This is a genomic window from Paraburkholderia flagellata, assembly GCF_021390645.1.
Classification (GTDB): domain Bacteria; phylum Pseudomonadota; class Gammaproteobacteria; order Burkholderiales; family Burkholderiaceae; genus Paraburkholderia; species Paraburkholderia flagellata.
The window spans coordinates 599,933-620,855 of record NZ_JAJEJT010000005.1; the positions used below are offsets into that span (position 1 = coordinate 599,933).

Consider the following 20,923-nt stretch of genomic DNA (forward strand, 5'->3'; position numbering starts at 1 on the left):
GCGTCGCGCGACCCGAAATCGGTTCAGTGCCAAAGGAGGTGGTGCGGTATGAGTATGCAACTCGATGATGTTTCAGGTGCTGTTTGGTTCTTTTGGGGGCTGTTCGTCATTTTTCTGACGCTCACTTTCATCCTGAGGCGGCTCTCGCTTCGGCGTCGCCGTCAGTTGTATGACTACCCTCCGAGCGTCTACCGCTTCCGTGCGCGTCGCATGTACAGGGTTTATGCCACGACCCTGGCCCTGAGTGTAGTGGCTGCGGTGGCGACGGATGTCTTCTGGCGATTCTCGTTATAGGAGCACTGCGTGGCCCTGCTCCTGACACCAAGCGCCGTCCTTCGGCGATGCCGTCAGAAGATTGAATGGCCCCGACTTTCAGTGCCAAAGGCAACGTTAGTCTTCGGCGTTCGAGAGCACGAACACTTCAATCGGATCGATAGTGAAAGATTTTGCAAAAGCAAATTTCCCAAGAATCGCCGAAAGTTGCTTCGATTTGCGAATTAATGTAACGACTGCCAGTTTGGGTCGCAATTGCACTTTTGGATAGGTGGGAGCCGAACTGGACCGTGGCGTGCAGGTCCGTTATTTGAGTAGAGCAACCGTTCGAATGACCATTTAAGCACGAAGACGAACGACCGGAAGCCGCACACCGGCTCAATGACTTCGGTTACACATCGCTGGCCGCCCGAGAACCGCGACCGGACATACTACTTTTGCAGCAGAAAATGTCTGGATGCCTTCCGCACGGCCCCTGAGCGGTACCCTGCAGGAAAGCGCGCGAGAGCGCCGCAGCTGGCGATTGACGCATCGATGAGGGGCCTTTTGCGCCACGACCCAAGTCATCGCACTGCCGGTGGTTCCGCGTCGGTTGGAACGCCGGCCAGGTGTCGAAACAGTGCCAGCGCCCGGTTCGCCGTAGAGGCCTCGTGCCCGCTCGCAATGAAACTGCTGGCTTGCCGGTCGATGCGCACGAGAATATACAGGCCCCATACGTCGTCCGCCTGGCGCTGTGCGAACACTACCGTCTGCAGCGCAGCCGGCTGAAACAGTGTCAGTCCGAACGCACGGACCGGCGACACATTTTCCTCGGCCAGCGCCACCCGGTGGAGACTGCGCTCCAGCACGCGCACCTTGTACACCAAGGGGCCGGAGCGGCTGTCGTCCACCCAATAGTAATAGGTTCGACCGGCCTGCAGTTCCGACGGGCGGAAATCATCCCGCCGCTTCCCGCCCTCCGCGGGTCCGGCCAGCGCTGCAGCGTCCAGGAACAAGGGACGCCACTTGTTGTCGGTCGTCGACCAGTAGCGCACGGTGCGCAGGGTGGAGACCGCCCCGGCACGTGTCAACAGCGTCTCGGGGCCGTTGGCGACGCGGACCAGCCCTGCGAGCGCGACGACAACTCGGGAGCGGGACGCGGCAGGCCATCCGGTGCACGAGGACGGCCGCCACACACCCGTATCGAGTTGCTCGGCGCGCAGGATCGCCATCGCGGGTTGCTCGCCCAGCGACGCGTAGGCTGGCACCGGCGATGTCCCGCACGGCGGCGTTGGCAAAGGCGTTGCCATGGCAAAGCCGGCGGCAGCCACCAGCGGCACGCAGCGGGCTGCTGCCTTCAGGCAATACATACCGCGAGGATGCGCAACCTTCATCAGCACTGGCCTCCCAGAAATAGGTTTTCTCACGCAACACCGGATAGAGGATGACGAACTTGACGCAGTCGATCCCGGATGACTGCTTTCGAAGGATTGTTGAAAAACTCTCTTCGTTGCGCAGCAGGACCGGCTCGCGAAAAGTCGACCTCTCAGATCGTCCCACAAACCGCTCGTGAGCATCGGCTAGGGGTAAGAGGAAACCTGAACACTTCGCCGAACGCCTGGTCGCAGAGTTCTGCAAATGTGAGGGACTTTCCGATCTCCGTACGACGCCGAAGTCGCGGACATCAACTGCCAGAACTGAGGTGTCAGCCATCGCCTCCGAGCGCCTGTCGGCCGCCTCGGGTCACGCAAGAAGATAAAAGAACGTGCCCGCTAAAACGATTGTGACTGGCAAGGTAATCAGCCAGGTCGCGCCGATCCGGATGAGGGTGCGCCTTTGCACACCTTGTCCGCTGGCAGCCATCGTGCCCGCAATGCCCGACGTAATGATATGGGTCGTGCTGACGGGTAACCCCGTCAAACCCGCCGTGCCGATCAACAGTGAGCCGACGAGTTCCGAGCTTGCGCCTTGTCCTGGCGTCATTTTCTGGCGCCCGAGTCGCTCGCCGAGCGTGCGGACGACGCGCCGGTATCCAACCATCGTGCCCGCACCGAGACAGACGGCGCTGAGTACGCGCACCCACCAGGGAGCGTATTCGACCGGCGTGCTCATCGATTTGAGCAGCATGGATGCCTGTTTGCGCTCGGTTTCGGGGACGTTCTTCTTCTGGCTGACGTATTTCATTTCAGAGATTACGTCGTACACATAGCCGCGCAACTGGGAACGTGTTGCGCGTTCGCCAGCTTGCACCGGCTGGTTGGTGCGGAGTGCATCTGCTTCGCGTAGCGTATCGGGCGCGGCGCGCTGAAGTGCTTGTGCAGCATTGAGACCCTGCGTCTTGACGTCGTCGCCATACTCGGCGATCAGCGGTACGGCCTGTGATCCGTATTGGCTCAATTGCTTGATCTGTCCTGCGGACTGGGGGTTTAGCGCATACGTCGCCGGCAGCAGGCCGATAACGGTCAACATGATGAGGCCAATGCTTTTTTGTCCGTCGTTCGTGCCATGCGAAATGCTGACTGTCGTGCACGTCGTAATCAACAGTGCGCGCATCCACCATACGGGTCTCTTTCCGTCGCGAGGCGCTTCGAGCAGCTCTCCGCGTCGCACGACCATCCGCAGGATCCAATAGAGGCCTCCGGCAATAGCGAACCCGAGCACAGGGGAAACCGCAAGCGCTTTGAGAACGGTAACGATCTGGTGCCAGTCCACGCCTTCAGCGAGGTCTCGCGATTTGAGTAACGCATCGGCAGCCGCGACGCCAATCAACGAACCAATCACACAATGGGAACTGCTGTTCGGGATCGCGAAGTACCACGTTAGTACATTCCAAAGCAGTGCAGAAGAAAAAATCGATACGAGCATCGGGACTGCGGGCGAGCCGTCGGGCGGCGTCAACACGTCGGGGGGCAGGATCGTGACGAGAGCGAACGCCACCGATATCCCACCGACAAGCACGCCAACGAGGTTCATAAGACCCGACCAGACCACTGCGGGCACCGGTCCGAGCGAATTCGTATAGATGACGGTTGCGACCGCATTTGAGGAATCGTGGAATCCGTTGCTCACCTCAAAGGCAAGTACCATGATCAGGCAAACGACCAGCATGGCAATAACGAACGGCGACGAGGGGCGAAATGAGCGAGCATTGTGCACTCTAGAGTGCGGGATTGCAGCGATTGCCCTTGATACTGCCAATGGCATGCCAAGGCGCGTGAAGATTTTGTGACCTGTGTTGTCTCGAAGACGTCAACAGATTGGTTGGAATCGCAACCTCGCAATGACGCGCACAGCAGCGTTTAGTGCACGGTGTGACGGCAGCCGGTAGAGATATATTCGTGTTGCGAGGTTGGGTACGATCTGACCGCAGCGATCGTGCGGCGTTTGGAGGCATCGCTGGGCGATGTCGTCGGCGATCTGCCACGTGGGCCGGCGTGCGGTATGCAGGGTGTCGTTCGCCTGCGCGGCCGGGAAGCGCAGGCCGTTCATGATATGGGCTGCGGCGACAATAACGACTGACGCGTTTGCCCTGCACACTCGAGCATTCTCACGGAGTCACAGCGTGCAACCAATGCGAAGGGCGTTGCCGCTGCGGCAATGTTTGTAGTTTCAGCGGTTTGCGGGCCGACCGTGAAGTCGGCCGCGACGCTGATCTGCCACGCCTATTTCGTCAATGAAAGATGAGATACAGAATGACAAGAACCACTAACGGTACGCCAAGAAGCCAGCCAAGCAAGTAAGGCATGATATGTTCTCCCGCGAAGGGCTTTGTAGACCCCGCAGTGGAGAAGTCGCATGGGGCATGCCCGGAGTGCTTGCCGGTCGCGGCGAGGCAGTGCAACCGTCCGGACGATGGAAGTTGATGAGACGGAGAAGCGCGCGCCTCACTCGAAGCCGGTCGACGCTCTAGAAAGATTGGCGCCGACTCAGGGCCACTCCCGTGAAGCAACAGGATCAGGCGCCGTCACGAGCGGTTATCGGCTGCGTCCCCGTGAGTCCGGGCAATTAAGCGCTGGTTCAACCGCCCGGAGATTCTTCGTTCGGCGGTAAATCAATAAAGCCTTTGTGCGACGCATGGTGTGCGTGCCGTAAGCGGTATCGTCGAGTCCGATGGAGACAATCCATCGGTGGACCATCCGTGCGTATTGTCGCGTCGAGATATGCGCCGACGCATGCAGCCGGCTCTGAAACAGATAGTCGGTGGGTTTCAAGCTCCGGGTCTTGATTCACGTTTCGATGCTCTGGCGTGTCTGCTCGGTTATCTCGAACTGAACCGATCGTTGCGTCTTCTGCCGCATGATCATTGCGCGCGATCCGACGTGGCTACCCTGGCAGACCTCGTGCACGAGCAGGCTGGTGAGGTCGCATGCCCTTAGTTTGCTATCAATTGCGAGATTGAACATGGCCAGCTCGCGGATGTTCGAAGACATCTGCAACCTGGTGCGAATCGCCCAGATTTCCGGAAGCTTTAGCGGTGGCTTCTGTCCAGTCAGCTTGCCCTTGTTCCAAGGCACTCGGGAGCCAACCGCGACATTCTGCGTTTCCATGACGATCTCCTTCCAGTTGAAGGGAGATCCAGTGTGCGCCTCTGTCAGTTGTCGCTGACTGACCGAGAAAAGACGGACCGCCGTTTGCTGCTGCGAAGGGTGCTCCGGCAGTTCGACTGCATCGGTATACTCGAACCGGCCTCGAGGTCGTCCGTTGAGCTTGCCCAATTCTCTATCTCTGTCCGGCCAGCGCCATACGGGCCGAGCCACGCAACCTGCTGCAAACGGCGAATGTGATTTCAAAGCGCCCAGACGAAACAGGTGAGTCGTGAACGCTTTTGATGACGAAGCGCGCAGCGAACTGCTGTGCTTTTCTTGGTAGGCCAGCTCTTCGCGTTTGCGCGAGAGGGTGGGTGTCTGGTTACGGACAGACCACCTGATCGAGGCGGCCCAGATTTGGTTAAACTCAAACGGTGCTGAATGCGACTGGTTGGAGCGCGCCAGGCTCGCCGAGGCGTCGCGAGTGATCGCAGTGCGTGAAGGTGCACGCCCGTTTCCGAAGGACGATGCGGACCTTCACAAGGTTCGGCGTATCTCAAATCTGGACCTGACGGCGAGCGCACAAAATGAAAAAAGGTCATTGCTTCTGGAGGAGTGCGGTCGCCTTGAGACGCTGTATTCCAGTGTCGGAATCGCTGGAGGTCACGGAGTGTCGTCCCAGCCGCTTTGCAAGATAGCAGGCAGCGTGCACTTCGTCCGCGTTCTGAAACGCCGCCTTATCTCCACCACTCAACCAGTGTCGCCTGTGATTGGCCCGAGGCGATGTGTCAACTCGTGCCGTCGCAAGCGCATTGCCACTACCTCGTATTGCCGCAGGTGTGACGAGAAGTGAGAGCCGACCCCTTGCTGTCACTCGAGCCTGCGCGACGGGTAACGGCAGTTTTCGGAAGTCCAGGGGCCACTCGCTCGTCTCTGGCTCGCAGAACCAAGAATCTGGTCGAAGGGCCGCGGCCGACCCCTATCGCGCCATTCGAAAGGGTGGCCAGTGGATTCCTTGAAGTCGAGCGGGAATATTTGAAGCACGGCGGTCGTTTAGCCTGCGGCGATTTCTCGCCAGTCAGACAAGGAGGGAAGTGATGTCTCAGATCTCGTGGGGTTTCAAAGCGGCGGCCGTGATTGCCCTCGCCGCCAATTTCACCATCGGACATGCCGCTGCCGACGATGCTTACGTTGTCAAACCACTCGTGTCCAACGTGGCAGGCGCGGCCCCGAAGGTCGACGGGGTACTGCAGAACGCCTGGGGTATTGCCTTTAGTCCGGCAGGAAGTCCATTCTGGATCAACGACAATGCCACGGGCTGCTCCACGCTGTATGACGGCGAGGGGACAAAGGTGGCCCTGCAGGTCTCCATCCCGCTACCCGGCAACGTCATACCGTCCGGCGCCTGTCGCCCCGTCTTTCCTAACAATCCACCGAATCCCACACCCGCGGCGCCAACCGGGATGGTATGGAATCCTTCGTCGGCCTTTCTCGTGCCAGGTACGCAGATCCCGGCCGTATTCATCTTCGCCACCGAAGACGGCACGATTTCCGCTTGGGCCGGCGGGTTGAATCCGGCGAACAACGCCGTGATCGCGGTCGATAACTCGTCCAATCCCTCTGCCGTCAACGGGGCCGTCTACAAGGGCTTAGTCTTCGGAGTGAATGCGAAAGGAGGATTCCTGTTTGCGACGAACTTCCGCTCGGGTCAGATCGATGTATTCGGGCCGAACGGTTCGAACGGCCAGTTCACGCCCGCGACGACGGATGGTGGCTTCGCCGACCCAAACATCCCAGCCGGCTACGCCCCGTTCGGTATCGCGAACATCGATGGGGACCTTTTCGTCACCTATGCGCAGCAGGACAGTAAGAAGCACGACGACGTTGCAGGCCGCGGTCATGGATTTGTTGATGTATTCGATACCGACGGCCACCTGCTGCGCCGCTTTGCGAGCCAGGGATCGCTCGACTCCCCGTGGGGCATCACGCGCGCATCATTTGCGTTCGGTCGCTTCAGCGGCGAAATCCTCGTTGGCAATTTCGGCAATGGCCGAATCAATGTCTTTAACAATGACGGCACGTTCGTCGATCAACTGGAGAATGAGTTCGGCAATCCACTGGCTATCGACGGCCTGTGGACTCTGACACTTGGTGGCGGCCGCAATTCGAGTCCGGACACGCTGTACTTCTCGGCAGGTCCTAACAAGGAGACAAATGGGCTCTTCGGCATCATCGCTCCAGTAAGCGGTTCCAAGGCGCGGGCGCCGGCTCAGGCCGGGCAATAGCCGCGAGCACGCGGCTCCCTGGGGCGTTTCAGAAACACGACATTGCTGACCATTGACGATGTCGATTCGAGTTCGATGCGGAGGACCCCACCCCAGCCGGTCGAGGAACTCGCTAGACGCGACCGGCTCTTCCGGGTGAGACCGGGAACAACCAGTTCTCGCGTAGGCAAGTCACAGCTATGGACCGATCTCGCACGAATCTGACGGCTCCCCTCGAGTCCGCCGACTTGACCCTATTGTGTTCGGCCTAAGCTTCGGCTGGGGGCACTGTGCCTTTGCGCTGCCTGCTGTAACGGTCTGTGAAAAGCGTGCAGAACGGACATCTGACTGTCCGTCTCAATGCGCCGATGAAAGGCCGGAGGTGGCCGACGACTGCCCGACGTGGTCGGCGGTACTCGACGCGGCGCTGACGGTCGGACGGCTATCTCAACATCCGCTTCCGAAAACACTGCCGCCGCCAGGCCGAGCGAGTTGATCGGCGAGTAGGCGTTGCAGTTCAATCTGTAGATGCGACAGAAGGGCCATCAGATTGAATTCGTCCACCCGAACGCCGCAGAACCCCAGATATTTTGGGGAGCCCTGTGCTCCCGTCCGGGGGGCGGCCGCGCGGACGAGAGCTGTCACTCTCTCGGAGTTGGTGGGGCGCTACTATCGACGGGTCCTGTTTGTAGGGTTGCGACTTCGGGAGAGGAATGCAATGGACGGAGAAGATTTATCCATACCGGAATAGATGTACTACGCTGTCTCCGGGTGTTCGAAGAAGCGGGCAACGAATCGAGCTCGGCGAAAGCAGGGGCGACAAGAAAGAGGGCTGCGAAAGCTGGATCAAGATTCGGTGAGCGCCAGCAGGGACGTTCGCCCCGCCGTCTCAACGACCATCCTTCTCTCGCCCTAAAGCAATTGCGGGAGGCATTTCAACTGATCTGTCGAAAGGAGGTTTCGCCATGAGTGGAATGATGAAAGCGGCAGTTTTCGTCGAAAAGGGCCGAATCGAAGTGACGGACAAACCGATTCCCGATGTCGGGCCTAATGACGCGCTGGTTCGTATCACCACCACGACCATCTGCGGCACCGACGTGCACATTCTCAAAGGCGAGTATCCCGTGGCTACGGGCTTGACCGTTGGGCACGAGCCAGTGGGCATAATCGAGAAGCTCGGATCTGCTGTGGTGGGCTACGAGGAGGGTCAGCGGGTAATTGCTGGTGCGATCTGTCCCAACTTCAACAGCTATGCTGCGCAGGATGGCTACCCTAGCCAGGATGGCAGCTACCTGGTTCCACAGGGATTGTGCGGATGCCACGGCTACAAGGCCACGGCTGGCTGGCGCTTTGGCAACCTGATTGATGGGACCCAGGCTGAATATGTGCTGGTGCCCGATGCGCAGGCGAACCTTGCGCCGATTCCGGACGGCCTTGCCGATGAACAGGTGTTGATGTGCCCTGACATCATGTCGACCGGCTTCAAAGGTGCAGAAAATGCCAACATCAAGATTGGCGACACCGTGGTGGTGTTTGCGCAAGGCCCGATCGGCCTGTGCGCCACGGCGGGTGCACGTCTGCTAGGCGCTACCACGATCATCGCCGTGGACGGCAACGAACATCGCCTCGGCATCAGCAAGAAGCTTGGCGCGGACGTAACGCTCGACTTTAACCAGTGCGACGTTGTGCAGGAAGTGATGAAGCTTACCGGCGGTAAAGGTGCGGACTCGGCCATCGAGGCGCTGGGTACGCAGCGCACCTTCGAGAACTGCATGAAGGTCATCAAGCCAGGAGGCACCCTCTCAAGTCTGGGGGTGTACTCGGAGGACCTGGAAATCCCGTTGGCAGCCTTCGCTGCGGGCCTCGGCGATCACACCATCCGCACTGCGTTGTGCCCCGGCGGCAAGGAGCGCATGCGGCGCCTGATGAATGTGATCGAGGCCAATCGGCTTGACCTTGGCGTGATGGTTACTCACCACTACAAGCTCGACGATATTGTGGCGGCGTATGAGCTATTCGCCAACCAGCGAGACGGTGTATTGAAGGTGGCCATTAAGCCCTGACGGTGCGAATGGTTTCGAAAACTGCAGGCATGCCCGTTGCGCAATGTGATGGGTCGGCCGGGCGTATTTCGGACGAACGTGGCCGACCGTTTCGGAGCCGTGACCGGCAATTTCTGCAACCTGACTGATTTCGGGAGCGTGACCGCGCGGGCCGGAGGGTAGGATTGCGTTGTATATGACGTCGAGTGACTTTAGGCACGGGTCTCACGTTGACGCGAGATCCGCGTCTCAGAATCGCCACCCCTATGCCAAGAAACGCCATCATTCGTCAAGCGCTACTGGCCATTTCATGTGCACTCTCCGCGTATTGTATGGGCGTCGGCGCGGAAGAATTGCATGCTCAGGGCGGTCACGTGGAAAGCGTGAACACGGCGACACCGATCAAGCACCTGGTGGTCGTCTTCAACGAGAATGTGTCTTTCGACCACTACTTCGGGACTTACCCCACGGCGGCAAATCGTCCTGGTGAGCCCCGGTTCATTGCAGCACCCGGCACGCCACGCGTGAATGGGCTTTCGTCTGAACTACGAAGGAATAACCCGAATCACAATGCCGCCAATGGCCAGGCTGTAAGCAATCCGTTCCGGCTCGATCGAAGTCAGGCGGCGACCTCGGACCAGGACCACACTTACTCCGCAGAGCAGCGGGCTTACCACAATGGGGCGATGGACCTGTTTCCTAAGTATACGGGTCAGGGCTCGCGCGGTGGCGCGGGTGCATTCGGCACGGAAGCGCAGGTAATGGGCTATTTCGACGGCAATACCGTAACGTCGCTATGGAACTATGCCCAGCATTTCGCAATGAGCGACAATGCGTACACATCGACGTACGGACCGTCGACGCCAGGCGCTCTGAACCTCGTATCGGGGCAAACAAACGGCATGAAAATCGTCACGCAAGGGCACAGGTGGTTTCGCTACCCGGTGGCTGACTATTTTGTCGACGACGGCGTAGGGGGCTTTACGTTGATCAACGACGTTGATCCCGCGTATGACGTGTGCTCCAGCGAAACCCAGGTGATGATGGCCGGCAGGAACATTGGGGACCTGCTGAACGAAAGCGGCGTCAGCTGGGGAGGGTTCATGGGTGGTTTCGACCTGACACGAGTCAATCCGAACGGCACCACCGGGTGCCAGCGAAGTACTGTTGCTACGGCCGTCGGGGTAGCCACAGCAGACTATGTGCCACATCACAACTGGTTCCAATACTACAGGTCAACGGCTAACCCGAAGCATCTGCGACCGGGTTCAGTGAGTGCCATTGGACACAGGCTGTCGATCGATGAAAAAACCGCAGATCCGGCGAATCATGAGTATGACATCAACGACTTTTTTGCAGCGGTGAAGGCACGCAATTTTCCGGCAGTCAGTTTCCTCAAGGCGCCCGGCTCGCAGGACGGGCATGCCGGCTACTCCGACCCGCTCGACGAACAGGTATTCACAACGCAGGTCATCAATTTCGTGCAGCAGCAGCCTGAATGGGACAGCACGGCGGTTATTGTGCTATGGGATGATTCAGATGGATGGTATGACCACGCCTACGCAAATCCGACACATCCATCGTTCGATTTGCGGGCCGATCGTTTGAATGGCCCCGGAAGGTGTGGAGGCGGCACTGCACCAATCGGCGTGAGTGGTGCACCGGTTAACGGGAGGTGTGGACCGGGAACGCGGATCCCATTCCTCGTCATCTCACCGTGGGCCAAACAGAACTTCGTTGACCATACGCCGATTATCGAAGCATCTGTCATCCGATTTATTGAGGACAACTGGCTCAATGGTCAGCGTATTGGCGGAGGCTCGTTCGACGCGACGGCGGGGAGCATTATGGGCATGTTCGATTTCCGCGGCGAGCCTCGCTCCGTGAAGCTGTTTCTCGACCCATTAACCGGCACGGTCGTCGATTCCGTCACACGGTATTGAAGTTCCGGGGAAGCGGTGGCCGTGCCGGCGACCTCGCGTGACTTGCGTCGCCCGTGTCCCCACCGTGCATAGTCCGCTACATTGGCGTAATTGAACCAAGCGGCACCCGCCCCAATGTCGGCTATGACCGATAAGCGCTGGTAGGCTATGGGGCAGGTTTCTGAGCGAAGCCGACAACTGAATATCAAACCGCCGATCGAATCGAATGACGGCTCCTGGCCGAGGGCGTGTGGAAACGCAATTTTCGCGGCTGAGGGCGAGGTTGACGGTGAGGTTTATCAAGTTAGATGCGTCGAGCTTGCGCTATCCGAGCATCGCGAGCGCAAGAAGCCGCTCAGGGCCTCAGCTTCCAGCCGTCCTTATTGCCTTCATTGTCCTCGCAACCTCAAGTATATTCATCACTCGCTTGAGGTTGTAGGCCAGTACCTGAAGGCTCATTTCGGTGCTCACCCGTCCGAGCGTCCGGGTTAGGAAGTGTGTGGCGCCCATCCAATGCTTCAGCGTGCCGAAGACGTGTTCAACGGTGCTTCGTCGGATGGTCATTGCGTCAGGCTTCCGGTCGAGACGACGCTGCATGACTTCGAGTACATGTTCGTGTTCCCATCGTCGGATGCGGCGATAGTCGCTGGGCGAACATCGCTCCTTGAGATGGCAACGCGGGCATGCGCTGGGCCAGTACACGTTCAGATTCATGCCATTCTCAACGGTCTTGAATCGAAGAATTGCGCGCTCGCCAGCGGGGCATCGATACTCATCGCTCCTGGCAACGTAGATGAAGTCGCGCTTGGTGAAGAGCCCTTTCCTCCTCGACGCTGAGGTGAGTGGTTTCGGGGCATACGTGGCGATCCCGGCAAGTTCACACACGCGGATGTCCGGACCCCTGAAGTAGCCGCGGTCAGCCAGCACCTTCAGCTTTAGCTTGCCCATCGCGTTCTTCGCCGATAGAGCCATCTTGCTGAGTTGGCCGTGGTCGCCTCCAATATTCGTCACCTCGTGTTCGACAATCAGATGATGCTTCGTATCCACGGCAGTCTGGACGTTGTAGCCGACGGTGCCGGTTCTCTTGCCACCGCTGGTCATGGAGCGGGAATCCGGGTCGGTAAGCGACAACTGTTTGTCCGGTTCTTTCTTCAGTTGCTCCCTGATCTGCTCGAGCTCACGCATCCGCTGACGCAGGAGCGCGATCTTCTCGTACAGGCGCATGGTCTTCACATCGAAACCTGCCGGACTGGTCCGGTCTGCAGTTTCAATCATGTCGAGGTATCGCTGGACGCTTTCCTCGATCTGCTGCTGGCGTTTGTCGATCTTGCCGGCAGTGAAGTTTCTGTCGCGGCTGTTCACAGCCTTGAACTTGCTGCCGTCGATGGCGACCATGTCGCTGGATAGCAGCTTCAGTCCCCGGCACAGTTCGACGAAGCGACGGCATACGTTTCGAATGGCCGGTCCATTGTCACGGCGAAAGTCGGCGATTGTCTTGAAGTCTGGCGCCAGACGTCCTGTCAGCCACATCAGTTCAACGTTGCGTTGGCATTCGCGCTCAAGCCGCCGGCTGGACGGTACGCGGTTCAGATACCCGTAGATATAGATCTTGAGCATCGCGCCTGGGTGGTAGGACGGGCGGCCCGTGAGCGCCGGTGTAGTACCGTTGAAGCCAAGTTCCGAAAGATCCAGCTCGTCGACGAAGGCATCTACTACCCTCACAGGATTGTCCTGTCCGATGTAGTCATCGACGCATTCGGGAAGTAGTGCGACCTGTTTGCGGTCATCGCCTTCGACGAATCGCTTCATGAGTCACCCAGTCTCGATGAGTTGATTCAGTTTAGGCGATGAGTGCGTTTTCACACAGGCTCGGCCGTACTCGGCCTGATTGCTCTTGGGGCGAGGCGTACCGCGATGTTCGTCCGCCCGGCCGACTGCGAGTTTCCCAGCCGACTTCGGTCAGGGTTTCGCATTGTCCGGCGTGATACTCCTGGCCGCAGCGAAGCGGCTTTGCACAGCGACGAGTTGGTCGTCAGTGGTCGCTACCAGCCACAAGCGTGCTTGCTCCACGATGTGGCGGTTGTGGTCCTTCAACGGACCCATCGCGGCGGCAGCTTTCCAGGCCACCGGGCCGATTCGGCTTTTCCTGCCCGAGGGCGCGCCCACCAGCAGGCAGTAAGGTCCAAGAGGAAGCGATACGAACGGAAGGACCGGACTAGCGCGCACGCGCCAGTCGATGAAGGGCGCCTCGCTGATGAGCAGCGGCATGGGCAAACCGTAAAGCACACTGAAATCGTACAGCGCCAGCTGCTCCCGCACACGCGCATAGATGCGCCGGATGTCATCGACAACCGCCGCGCGGATTTCATCCTCGAACATGGGCTCCTGCGCGTAGCGTGTGAAGGCCTCCTGGGCGTCCATCTGATATGCGCTGAACAGACCGAGTTCCACGCAGTCCGCCACTGCGCGCTGGACTTCCGCCACAGAGCCGGCTTCTTCCGGCTTGCCCAACTGCGCGGCCCTCAAAAACCGGCCAAGTCCCGCCTCCTGGATCGCAGGACCATCCACCGACGCACCCTCCTCACCATCCTTGTCGAGCGGCACGTAAATGTATTCTTCGTTTGCGAAGTGCGACTTCTTGCCTTCGTCAAACTTGATTCCGCCATCGATGCAGTCCAAATAGCGAGTACCGATTCGGCCATGCTCCCAAACCCAATTCTTCAGGAGCGGACGTAGTGGATGCAGCCTGTCGTGATTAGCCATTGAATCCTCCAAGTGCCCCAGTATAGTTTCAAGTGGTTGCTTGGCCGAACCCCGTCCGATCGAATTTCCGTAGTCGACCCAGTTGGAGTCATCGACAGCTTCCTGCGCAAACGGCACCAATGAGACGCGAACCGGACATCGGGGCAGCACGCGCCTCGACTCCTTCAGTCTTTCGCCGAAGGTACTTGCTCCCGGTCGCACACTTTGGCCTGCCGCGTCACGCTGCCTGTTGAGCAAACCATTGGAGGATGCGTTGGCGCGCCGGATGCAGCGCTCCAGCGGTTTGCAGCCAAAGCACATAGACTCCGGTGGTCTTTAGCGGCGTGCCGAAGGGAACGATCAGCTTGCCGCGACCAATCGCTTCCTGCGCCAGAGTCAAATCCGTCATGGCGACACCCAATCCGCGGCTGGCTGCATCCATTGCCAGTTCGTCCAGATTGAAGGTCATGTGCCGGTAGTCGACGTCGTCCGCCTTCCCCTGCGCCTGAAGCCAGCGCTTCCACTCGTGGTGCCCGGTCGAGCCGTGAATCAGGGTGTACTTGTCCAACTCGTCCAGCGTGGCCGGAGCCTCCTTGCCGCCGACGAGGGAAGGCGCGCAAACCGGCACGAGAGACTCTTCGAAGAGTGTGAGGAACGAAGGGTCCGTGCGCATTTCGGGGAGGTAAAGGATGTAGGCATCGCACTCGCCCGATGGATCGACCGTCTCGGTCGCAACCGTCTCAATCGACAGTGACAGATCGGGGCATTGCACATAGAAGTCGACCATGCGCGGCAATAGCCAGCGAACCGCTACCGATACGAATATGCGAATGCGGAATGGCCTGTCCCGCCGCGTGAGGTGCTCATTGAGCATCCGTAACTCGCCGAGCACCTTGCGCGCAACGTCGAGCACCGCCTTGCCGTGCTCGGTCAGCTGCATGCTGCGGCTGTTGCGAACGAGCAGCGGCGCGCCGTAATGGCTTTCCAGTTGCTGAATCTTCCTGCTTACCGCGCTCTGGGTCAGATGCAGCTTTTCCGCCACTTCGGTAAAGCTGGCCGACTCCGCCACCAAAGCGAGTGCCTGAAGGGCCTGGAGAGAGGGCGGACGATAAATCTTATCCATGCGTTTTTTGAATACTTGAATGAATTAATAACGCTGGATAACCCACCCAGCTCCCAATATATTGGCGCGAACCCAAAGGTATTCTCACGCAAGAATGCCAATTATTCATGATTCAGACAATTGCATCCCCACGCTTCGTGGTAGGAGACGTGCTTTGATCGAAAATATCTGCGGCTGGATCGCGCAGGCAGGTAGCTCGCCAGTCGATGCGGCCCTCAAAGGAACTCAGCAAGCCGATTGGCTCGTGATTGGGGGCGGTTTCACGGGACTGGCCACGGCGCATACGCTCGCCGAACTGCACCCGCAATCGCGCATCGTTATCGTTGACCGGCAGCGCGCGGCTCAAGGCGCATCGGCGCGCAATTCCGGTTTCGTGGTCGCGTACGAGCGGCCCGAACCCGAGGAACTGGGCGGCAAGCCATTCAATGAGCAATACCATCGCGTGACGGCAATCGGCAAAGCGGCAAGCGACGAGGTGAGCCGACGCGTGAGCACCCTCGGCATCGAGTGCGATCTGAGCCGCGACGGCTACTTCTTCGCCGTCCATGATCCGGCGAAACTTGCACAGGCGGAAGCCCAGGTGCGAACCCTGCGGGAAGCCGGGGCGAGTGCCGAACTACTGGAAGGCCCGGCGTTGTCGCAGCGATTGGGGACGTCTTTCTACAAGGCAGGAATATGGTGCGGCGGCGGTAACGGCCTGCTGCAACCGGCCAGGTACGCCAAGGGGTTGCGGGACACGTTGCCCGGGAATGTATGGCTCCGTGAGAACACGGAAATCGTTGGCTTCGAGCGGATGTATGGCGGGAAGATTCGCGCGCGCTCGCACGACGGCGACATCGAAGCTGGGCAGGTCATCATTTGTGTCGGTGCCTTTTTGCAGAGAGTCGGGGTGAGAGACCGCGCGGTATTCCCGCTCGAACTGAGTGCGTCGCTCACCCGGCCGCTGAACGAAGAGGAGCACGCCCGGCTGGGTAACGCGACCGCGTGGGGCGTGCTGTCGACCCGGGTTGCCGGCGCCACTGTACGGCTGACGCCCGACCGGCGCCTCATGATTCGCAATACGGTGGAGTATCGCCATCGAGATCTCGTGGGCCGCTCACTCGAGGCTCGAAGGGACCGTCATCTGCGAGGAATGCAGCGCCGGTTCCCTTGGGTCACCAGCGAACACCTGCAATTCACCTGGACCGGCCACCTGAGCGCGACACGATCCGGGGAGCCGCGGTTCGCGAAGCTCGAACGAGGTGTCTATGCCGCTGCTGGATGCAATGGTTCCGGCGTGGCGCGCGGCACCCTATGGGGGCGACTGCTGGCGGAAATGGCGTCGGGAGGCCAGTCGGCGTTGCTGACGGCCGTCCTCGACCACGCCAGACCAGGCTGGGTGCCTCCAAGCCCGTTCTTCGACGTCGGCGCCACAATCCGTTTGCAGTACGAATCGTATCGTGCTGAAACCGAATCGTGAGAACAACGGTTGCCCACGACGGACCCCTTTCTCTACCCCCGTAACTTGCCCGAAAAAAGGACAGCACGATGAGCGTTTCCCACTCCGGATCTCGATTCAGGCGAGCGGTCTTCGCGAGTCTGTTCATGACGGCTGCCGTGGCCGCATGGACGGCGCCTCCCGCCCGCGCGGCGGATACCGAGCTGAATGTGTACAACTGGTCGGACTACATTGCGAAAGACACGATCCCGAACTTTGAGAAGCAGACCGGCATTCACGTTCGATACGACAACTACGACAGCAACGATACATTGCAGGCCAAATTGCTCGCTGGCAACTCGGGCTACGATATCGTCGTGCCGACGTCGAACTACATGGGCGCGCAGATCCAGGCCGGCGTGTATCAGAAGCTCGACAAGTCGAAGCTGCCGAACCTGAAGAACCTGAGCCCGACGCTGATGCAGATGGTCGCGGGCGCCGACCCGGGCAATCAGTACGGCGTGCCTTGGGCGTTTGCGGTAATCGGCATCGGCTACAACGCGCAGGCTGTGCAGAAGGCGCTCGGCGCGAACGCGCCCGTTGACAGTTGGGCACTCGTCTTCGATCCTGCGAATCTCGCGAAGCTCAAAGGCTGCGGCGTTTCTTTCCTCGACGAGTCGATCGACGTCTTTGCGGCAGCGCTGCAATACATGCACAAGGATCCGAACAGCACGAATCCAGCCGACTATCAGGCCGCATATGAGATGCTGAGGAAAGTCCGGCCCTACGTGACCGAGTTCAACTCGTCCGGCTACATCAACGATCTCGCCAACAATGACATTTGCGTTTCGATCGGCTTTGCCGGCGATGTCGGCATCGCGCATCGGCGCAGTGTGGATGCGAAACGTTCGTATGACATCAGATTCTTGAACGTCAAGGAGGGTGGTCTGGTCGCCTTTGACATGATGACGATTCCGAAAGACGCGCCGCATCCGGAGGCGGCGCTCCAGTGGATCAACTACATCGAGGATCCGAAGGTGAACGCCGCTATCACCAACGAAGTGTATTACCCGACCGCGAACGTGCCGGCGCGCAAATTCGTGACGCCTGCGATCGCGCAGGACTTGTCAGTCTATCCGCCGGACGATGTATTCAAGAAGATGACGTTGATGAAACCGAAGCCTGTCGAGATTCTTCGACTCGAAAACAGGTTGTGGACGCAACTGAAAACCGTTCATTGATGGCGGGAAATTCGGGGGGGCGGCTGAACCCAATGAGCTGTCGGTTCATTGGCGCGGCGCGGCTTTCGAGCCGTGGCGGCTTCTGTGAATCGGACGGGTACGGGGCCGCGCCGCAGATTTATCGTGCGGGAATGACGCACGGACGGAAAGAGAAGAACTGGTAAGGGGCGATATCCACAGGGGACTGCCGGCCGGCGAGGAAGCGTCGCGCTAGATCAATAGTTCCAGCGTCTCGAACAAGGCGAGGTCTTCTTTTTTCGCAGACCTCGCATGCCGGCGGATGACATCAAGCAGACACTCGACGAAAGCGACTGCCGCATTGCTCAGGGTGCTGCTTCGACGCGTGACGATCCCCAGTTGTCGGGGCTCGAACACTTCGCGTAACGCGAGCGGCCGCAGGCGGCCTCCGAACGGCGGCACGTGGCTCAGGATCGTCGGGCTCCACGTGCACATGTCGGCGTGCTCGACCATGGTCTGCAGCATCGCCACCGATTGGGCGCGCACGATGCGGCGTTCGTCGATCTGCGCGCCATGGCGCGTGAACAGATAGTCCAGCAGATTGCTCTCTGAGTCCGGCGCGAAGTTCAACACCCAGTCCTCGTCGAGTAGCTCGTGGATAGAGCGTGCCCGCGCTTTCCGATGCCCCTCGCGAACCATCACCGACGATTCATAAGTCAGTATGGGCTCACATGCGAATTCCTGCATGCTCGCGCCGGGCTGCAACTGGCCAACGGCAAAGTCCATGGAGCCTTCACGCAGCAGCGGCTGAGCAACCGCCATCAACCCTTCGAACAGTTCGAGACGGATATCCGGCAAGCGCTTGCGAAAGCGCTGAACGGCCTCAGCCAGGAAGGTCAGCGTAATCCACGGCGTGACGCCTACCATGAGCCTGCCGTCCACGCGCCCCCGCAGGCGTTCCAGGTCACTGTGCGCGTGCTCGAGCTGGTTGAGAACAAGCCGGGCATGCGTGAGGAGCACCTTGCCGTGCGCGGTGAACGTGATACCTTCAGGCGCGCGGATCAGCAGCGGCAATCGCTCCGCCGCCTCCAGTTCGCGCAGCGCGCGCGTCACGGCGGCCTGCGAAAGCCCGAGCGCGCGGGCGGCGCCGCGAATGCTTCCGGAGTCAGCGCTCGCGACGAGCGCTTCCAGTTGATGCAGTTTCATGGGGGGGCGGACGCAGCGGACGGTGCCGGTGACAACGAAAGGTTGTCATCATAACAAAACACTGGCTGTTCGCTGGAATTTGCTCTGCATACGATTCGCTCCACGATGCAAGGACCGGTGGAGGAGAGGAATTGAGCAGACAGTGGGTTTTGCCAGAGGTGGCGGCAATCGAGACCGAAATGATTGCGTTGCGCCGCGAGTTGCACGCGCAGCCCGAACTCGGTTTTGAAGAACACGCGACCAGCGCGCTTGTTGCCGCGAAGCTCCAGGAGTGGGGCTATCGCGTCACGCGCGGTGTCGGCGGCACGGGAGTAGTCGGGACGATCGAGCGCGGGGGAGGGTTCAACCTCGGTCTGCGCGCCGACATGGATGCGTTGCCTGTACGCGAGGAGACGGGGTTGCCCTATGCGAGCCATCGCGACGGCGTCATGCATGCCTGCGGCCACGACGGCCACACTGCGATGCTGCTGGCCGCTGCACGGTGCCTCGCTGAAATGACGCAGTGGCGTGGCACCCTGCATTTGATATTTCAGCCGGCCGAGGAGGGCTTGGGCGGTGCGCTCAAAATGATCGAGGACGGCCTGTTCGAGCACTTTCCCTGCGACGCCGTCTTCGCGATGCACAACGTGCCGGGCTTTCCGGCTGGCCGGATCGGCTTTCACAGCGGCGCGTTCATGGCATCGGCGGACGAAGTGACGATTCGCGTGATCGGCCGTGGCGGACATGCGGCCGCGCCCCAGCAGACGATCGACCCAGTCGTGGTCGGCGCCTCGATCGTGATGGCGCTGCAGAGCGTGGTGTCGCGCAACGTGGCGCCGCACGATCAGGCCGTTGTGAGCGTCGGCGCGCTGCATGCGGGGAGCGCCTCGAACGTCATCGCACCGCACGCCGATCTGCAACTGAGCGTGCGGGCGCTTTCGGCGCGGGTGCGCGCGCTGCTCGAGCGGCGCATCCGCGAAGTCGCCGAAGGGCAGGCCAGGAGCTATGGCGCGTGTGTGGAGATCGACTATCGGCATTGTTACCCGGTGCTCGTCAATCACTGCGACGAGACCGAGTTGGCGCGCCGCGTCGCGCTCGAATGGGGTGGCGCGCAGATGCTGATTGACGACCTTCGCCCGCTCATGGCGAGCGAGGATTTCGCGTACATGCTGGAGCGCTGCCCGGGCAGCTATCTCTCGATCGGCAACGGGGAAGGCGCGCAGCATTGCTCGCTCCACAACCCCGGCTACGACTTCAACGACTCGAGCCTCGCCGTTGGCGCGAGCTACTGGGTGAAGCTCGCGGAACACATTCTGCAGTAACCATCGAAGCAACTGAAACTAGAGGAAGGAGACTGGCAAATGAAGAAATGGACGATGGCGCTCTCGCTGGCACTCGCGGCGGCTGCAACGGCGGCCCCGGCGCATGCGGTAGACCTGAAGGGACGGGAGATTCGGCTCGCCGTCGACCCAACCTATCCGCCGCTCGAATACAAGACGCCCGACGGCAAGCTCACGGGCTTCGGCGTCGATATTGCCAACGCATTGTGCGCGCAGTTGAACGCGCGTTGTGTCTGGGTGGAAACGAGTTTCGACGGCATGATTCCGGGTCTGCTTGCGCGCAAATTCGACGTGATCTCGTCATCCATGACGATCACGCCGAAGCGCATGGAGCAGATTGCGTTCTCGAACAAGATTTCGAATGCGCCCGCGCGCCTCGTGGTGCGACGCGGTTCCTCACTGCTGCCCGACGCCGGTTCGCTGAAGGGCAAACGAGTGGGTGTCGAGCAGGGCACGAGCCAGGAAGACTACGCACGCGCCAGGTGGCAGCCGGCCGGCGTGGAAGTCGTCGCCTACCAGAACCAGGACCAGGTCTACGCTGATCTGGTCTCGGGGCGGCTCGATGCGGCGTTCCAGGCATCCATTGAAGCCAGTGACGGTTTTCTGAAGAAGCCCGAAGGCAAGGACTTCGAGTTCGCGGGGCCGGCGATGGATGACCCGAAGTACTTCGGTCAGGGCGACGGCCTCGGTCTGCGCAAGCAGGACGTCGCGCTTCGAGAGGCATTCAATCAGGCGCTCGCCGAGATCCTCGCGAATGGCACTTACGCCCGCATCAACAAGAAATATTTCGACTTCGACATTTACGGCGCGAAGTAACGGGGCGAAAAGCACTCGCGCGGATGAACGGTCCGCCGGTGGTGAGTGCAGTCCGAAAATTGCCATTTATATATTTTGTATAACTAAATAATGGA

Annotated in this window: 14 protein-coding genes and 2 pseudogenes; 9 read left to right on the forward strand and 7 right to left on the reverse strand. The window is 60.0% G+C overall.

Annotated elements, in window-relative coordinates; all coding sequences use genetic code 11:
- Positions 1-48 precede the first annotated feature (48 nt).
- Together L0U83_RS39195 and L0U83_RS41010 are read left to right on the forward strand one after the other, a co-directional pair.
- Positions 49-294 (forward strand): hypothetical protein, encoded by a 246-nt coding sequence (locus tag L0U83_RS39195; RefSeq protein WP_233889944.1) that lies wholly within the window; start codon positions 49-51, stop codon positions 292-294.
- A gap of 360 nt (positions 295-654) precedes the next feature.
- Positions 655-756 (forward strand): annotated as a pseudogene (locus L0U83_RS41010) (hypothetical protein); the annotation flags it as partial.
- Between the two features lie 80 nt (positions 757-836).
- Here L0U83_RS41010 and L0U83_RS39200 read toward each other — a convergent pair.
- The 3 genes and pseudogenes from L0U83_RS39200 to L0U83_RS39210 all read right to left on the reverse strand — a co-directional run bounded on the left by L0U83_RS39200 (position 837) and on the right by L0U83_RS39210 (position 4,799).
- Positions 837-1,646, reverse strand: coding sequence for a DUF6675 family protein (locus L0U83_RS39200; RefSeq protein ID WP_233889945.1), 810 nt, complete (start codon positions 1,644-1,646; stop codon positions 837-839).
- Between the two features lie 349 nt (positions 1,647-1,995).
- Positions 1,996-3,360 carry an inorganic phosphate transporter gene (locus tag L0U83_RS39205; RefSeq protein ID WP_233889946.1) on the reverse strand — a complete coding sequence of 455 codons (1,365 nt, stop codon included), beginning with the start codon at positions 3,358-3,360 and terminating at the stop codon, positions 1,996-1,998.
- A gap of 866 nt (positions 3,361-4,226) precedes the next feature.
- Positions 4,227-4,799 (reverse strand): annotated as a pseudogene (locus L0U83_RS39210) (tyrosine-type recombinase/integrase).
- Positions 4,800-5,875: 1,076 nt separating this feature from the next.
- Here L0U83_RS39210 and L0U83_RS39215 point away from each other — a divergent pair.
- The 3 genes from L0U83_RS39215 to L0U83_RS39225 all read left to right on the forward strand — a co-directional run bounded on the left by L0U83_RS39215 (position 5,876) and on the right by L0U83_RS39225 (position 11,027).
- Entirely contained in the window at positions 5,876-7,063 is a 1,188-nt protein-coding gene (locus tag L0U83_RS39215; protein WP_233889947.1) for a TIGR03118 family protein, read from the forward strand.
- A gap of 944 nt (positions 7,064-8,007) precedes the next feature.
- The gene (locus L0U83_RS39220; RefSeq protein WP_233889948.1) at positions 8,008-9,105 is read left to right on the forward strand and encodes an NAD(P)-dependent alcohol dehydrogenase; all 1,098 of its coding nucleotides are present in this window, start codon (positions 8,008-8,010) and stop codon (positions 9,103-9,105) included.
- Between the two features lie 260 nt (positions 9,106-9,365).
- Entirely contained in the window at positions 9,366-11,027 is a 1,662-nt protein-coding gene (locus L0U83_RS39225; RefSeq protein ID WP_233890026.1) for a phospholipase C, read from the forward strand.
- A gap of 342 nt (positions 11,028-11,369) precedes the next feature.
- Here L0U83_RS39225 and L0U83_RS39230 read toward each other — a convergent pair whose 3' ends face one another.
- The 3 genes from L0U83_RS39230 to L0U83_RS39240 all read right to left on the reverse strand — a co-directional run bounded on the left by L0U83_RS39230 (position 11,370) and on the right by L0U83_RS39240 (position 14,871).
- A complete protein-coding gene (locus tag L0U83_RS39230) occupies positions 11,370-12,815 on the reverse strand; it encodes an IS1182 family transposase (RefSeq protein ID WP_233889949.1) in 1,446 nt (481 codons plus the stop codon).
- A gap of 150 nt (positions 12,816-12,965) precedes the next feature.
- A complete protein-coding gene (locus L0U83_RS39235) occupies positions 12,966-13,769 on the reverse strand; it encodes a hypothetical protein (RefSeq protein WP_233889950.1) in 804 nt (267 codons plus the stop codon).
- 217 nt (positions 13,770-13,986) lie between these two features.
- Complete coding sequence (locus L0U83_RS39240) at positions 13,987-14,871, reverse strand: LysR substrate-binding domain-containing protein (RefSeq protein ID WP_233889951.1); 885 nt, start codon at positions 14,869-14,871, stop codon at positions 13,987-13,989.
- Between the two features lie 154 nt (positions 14,872-15,025).
- On the opposite strand from L0U83_RS39240, the gene L0U83_RS39245 reads away from it, so the two are divergent.
- Together L0U83_RS39245 and L0U83_RS39250 are read left to right on the forward strand one after the other, a co-directional pair.
- Positions 15,026-16,330, forward strand: a complete 1,305-nt coding sequence (locus tag L0U83_RS39245) for an NAD(P)/FAD-dependent oxidoreductase (RefSeq protein WP_233889952.1) — start codon at positions 15,026-15,028, stop codon at positions 16,328-16,330.
- Positions 16,331-16,398: 68 nt separating this feature from the next.
- Entirely contained in the window at positions 16,399-17,529 is a 1,131-nt protein-coding gene (locus L0U83_RS39250) for a polyamine ABC transporter substrate-binding protein (protein ID WP_373321198.1), read from the forward strand.
- 210 nt (positions 17,530-17,739) lie between these two features.
- Here the strand turns inward: L0U83_RS39250 and L0U83_RS39255 are convergent, their stop codons facing one another.
- Positions 17,740-18,693, reverse strand: coding sequence for a LysR substrate-binding domain-containing protein (locus tag L0U83_RS39255; RefSeq protein ID WP_233889953.1), 954 nt, complete (start codon positions 18,691-18,693; stop codon positions 17,740-17,742).
- Between the two features lie 179 nt (positions 18,694-18,872).
- On the opposite strand from L0U83_RS39255, the gene L0U83_RS39260 reads away from it, so the two are divergent.
- Both L0U83_RS39260 and L0U83_RS39265 read left to right on the forward strand, forming a co-directional pair.
- Positions 18,873-19,994 (forward strand): M20 aminoacylase family protein, encoded by a 1,122-nt coding sequence (locus L0U83_RS39260; protein ID WP_373321205.1) that lies wholly within the window; start codon positions 18,873-18,875, stop codon positions 19,992-19,994.
- Between the two features lie 39 nt (positions 19,995-20,033).
- Positions 20,034-20,828 carry an ABC transporter substrate-binding protein gene (locus L0U83_RS39265; RefSeq protein WP_233889955.1) on the forward strand — a complete coding sequence of 265 codons (795 nt, stop codon included), beginning with the start codon at positions 20,034-20,036 and terminating at the stop codon, positions 20,826-20,828.
- Positions 20,829-20,923 lie beyond the last annotated feature (95 nt).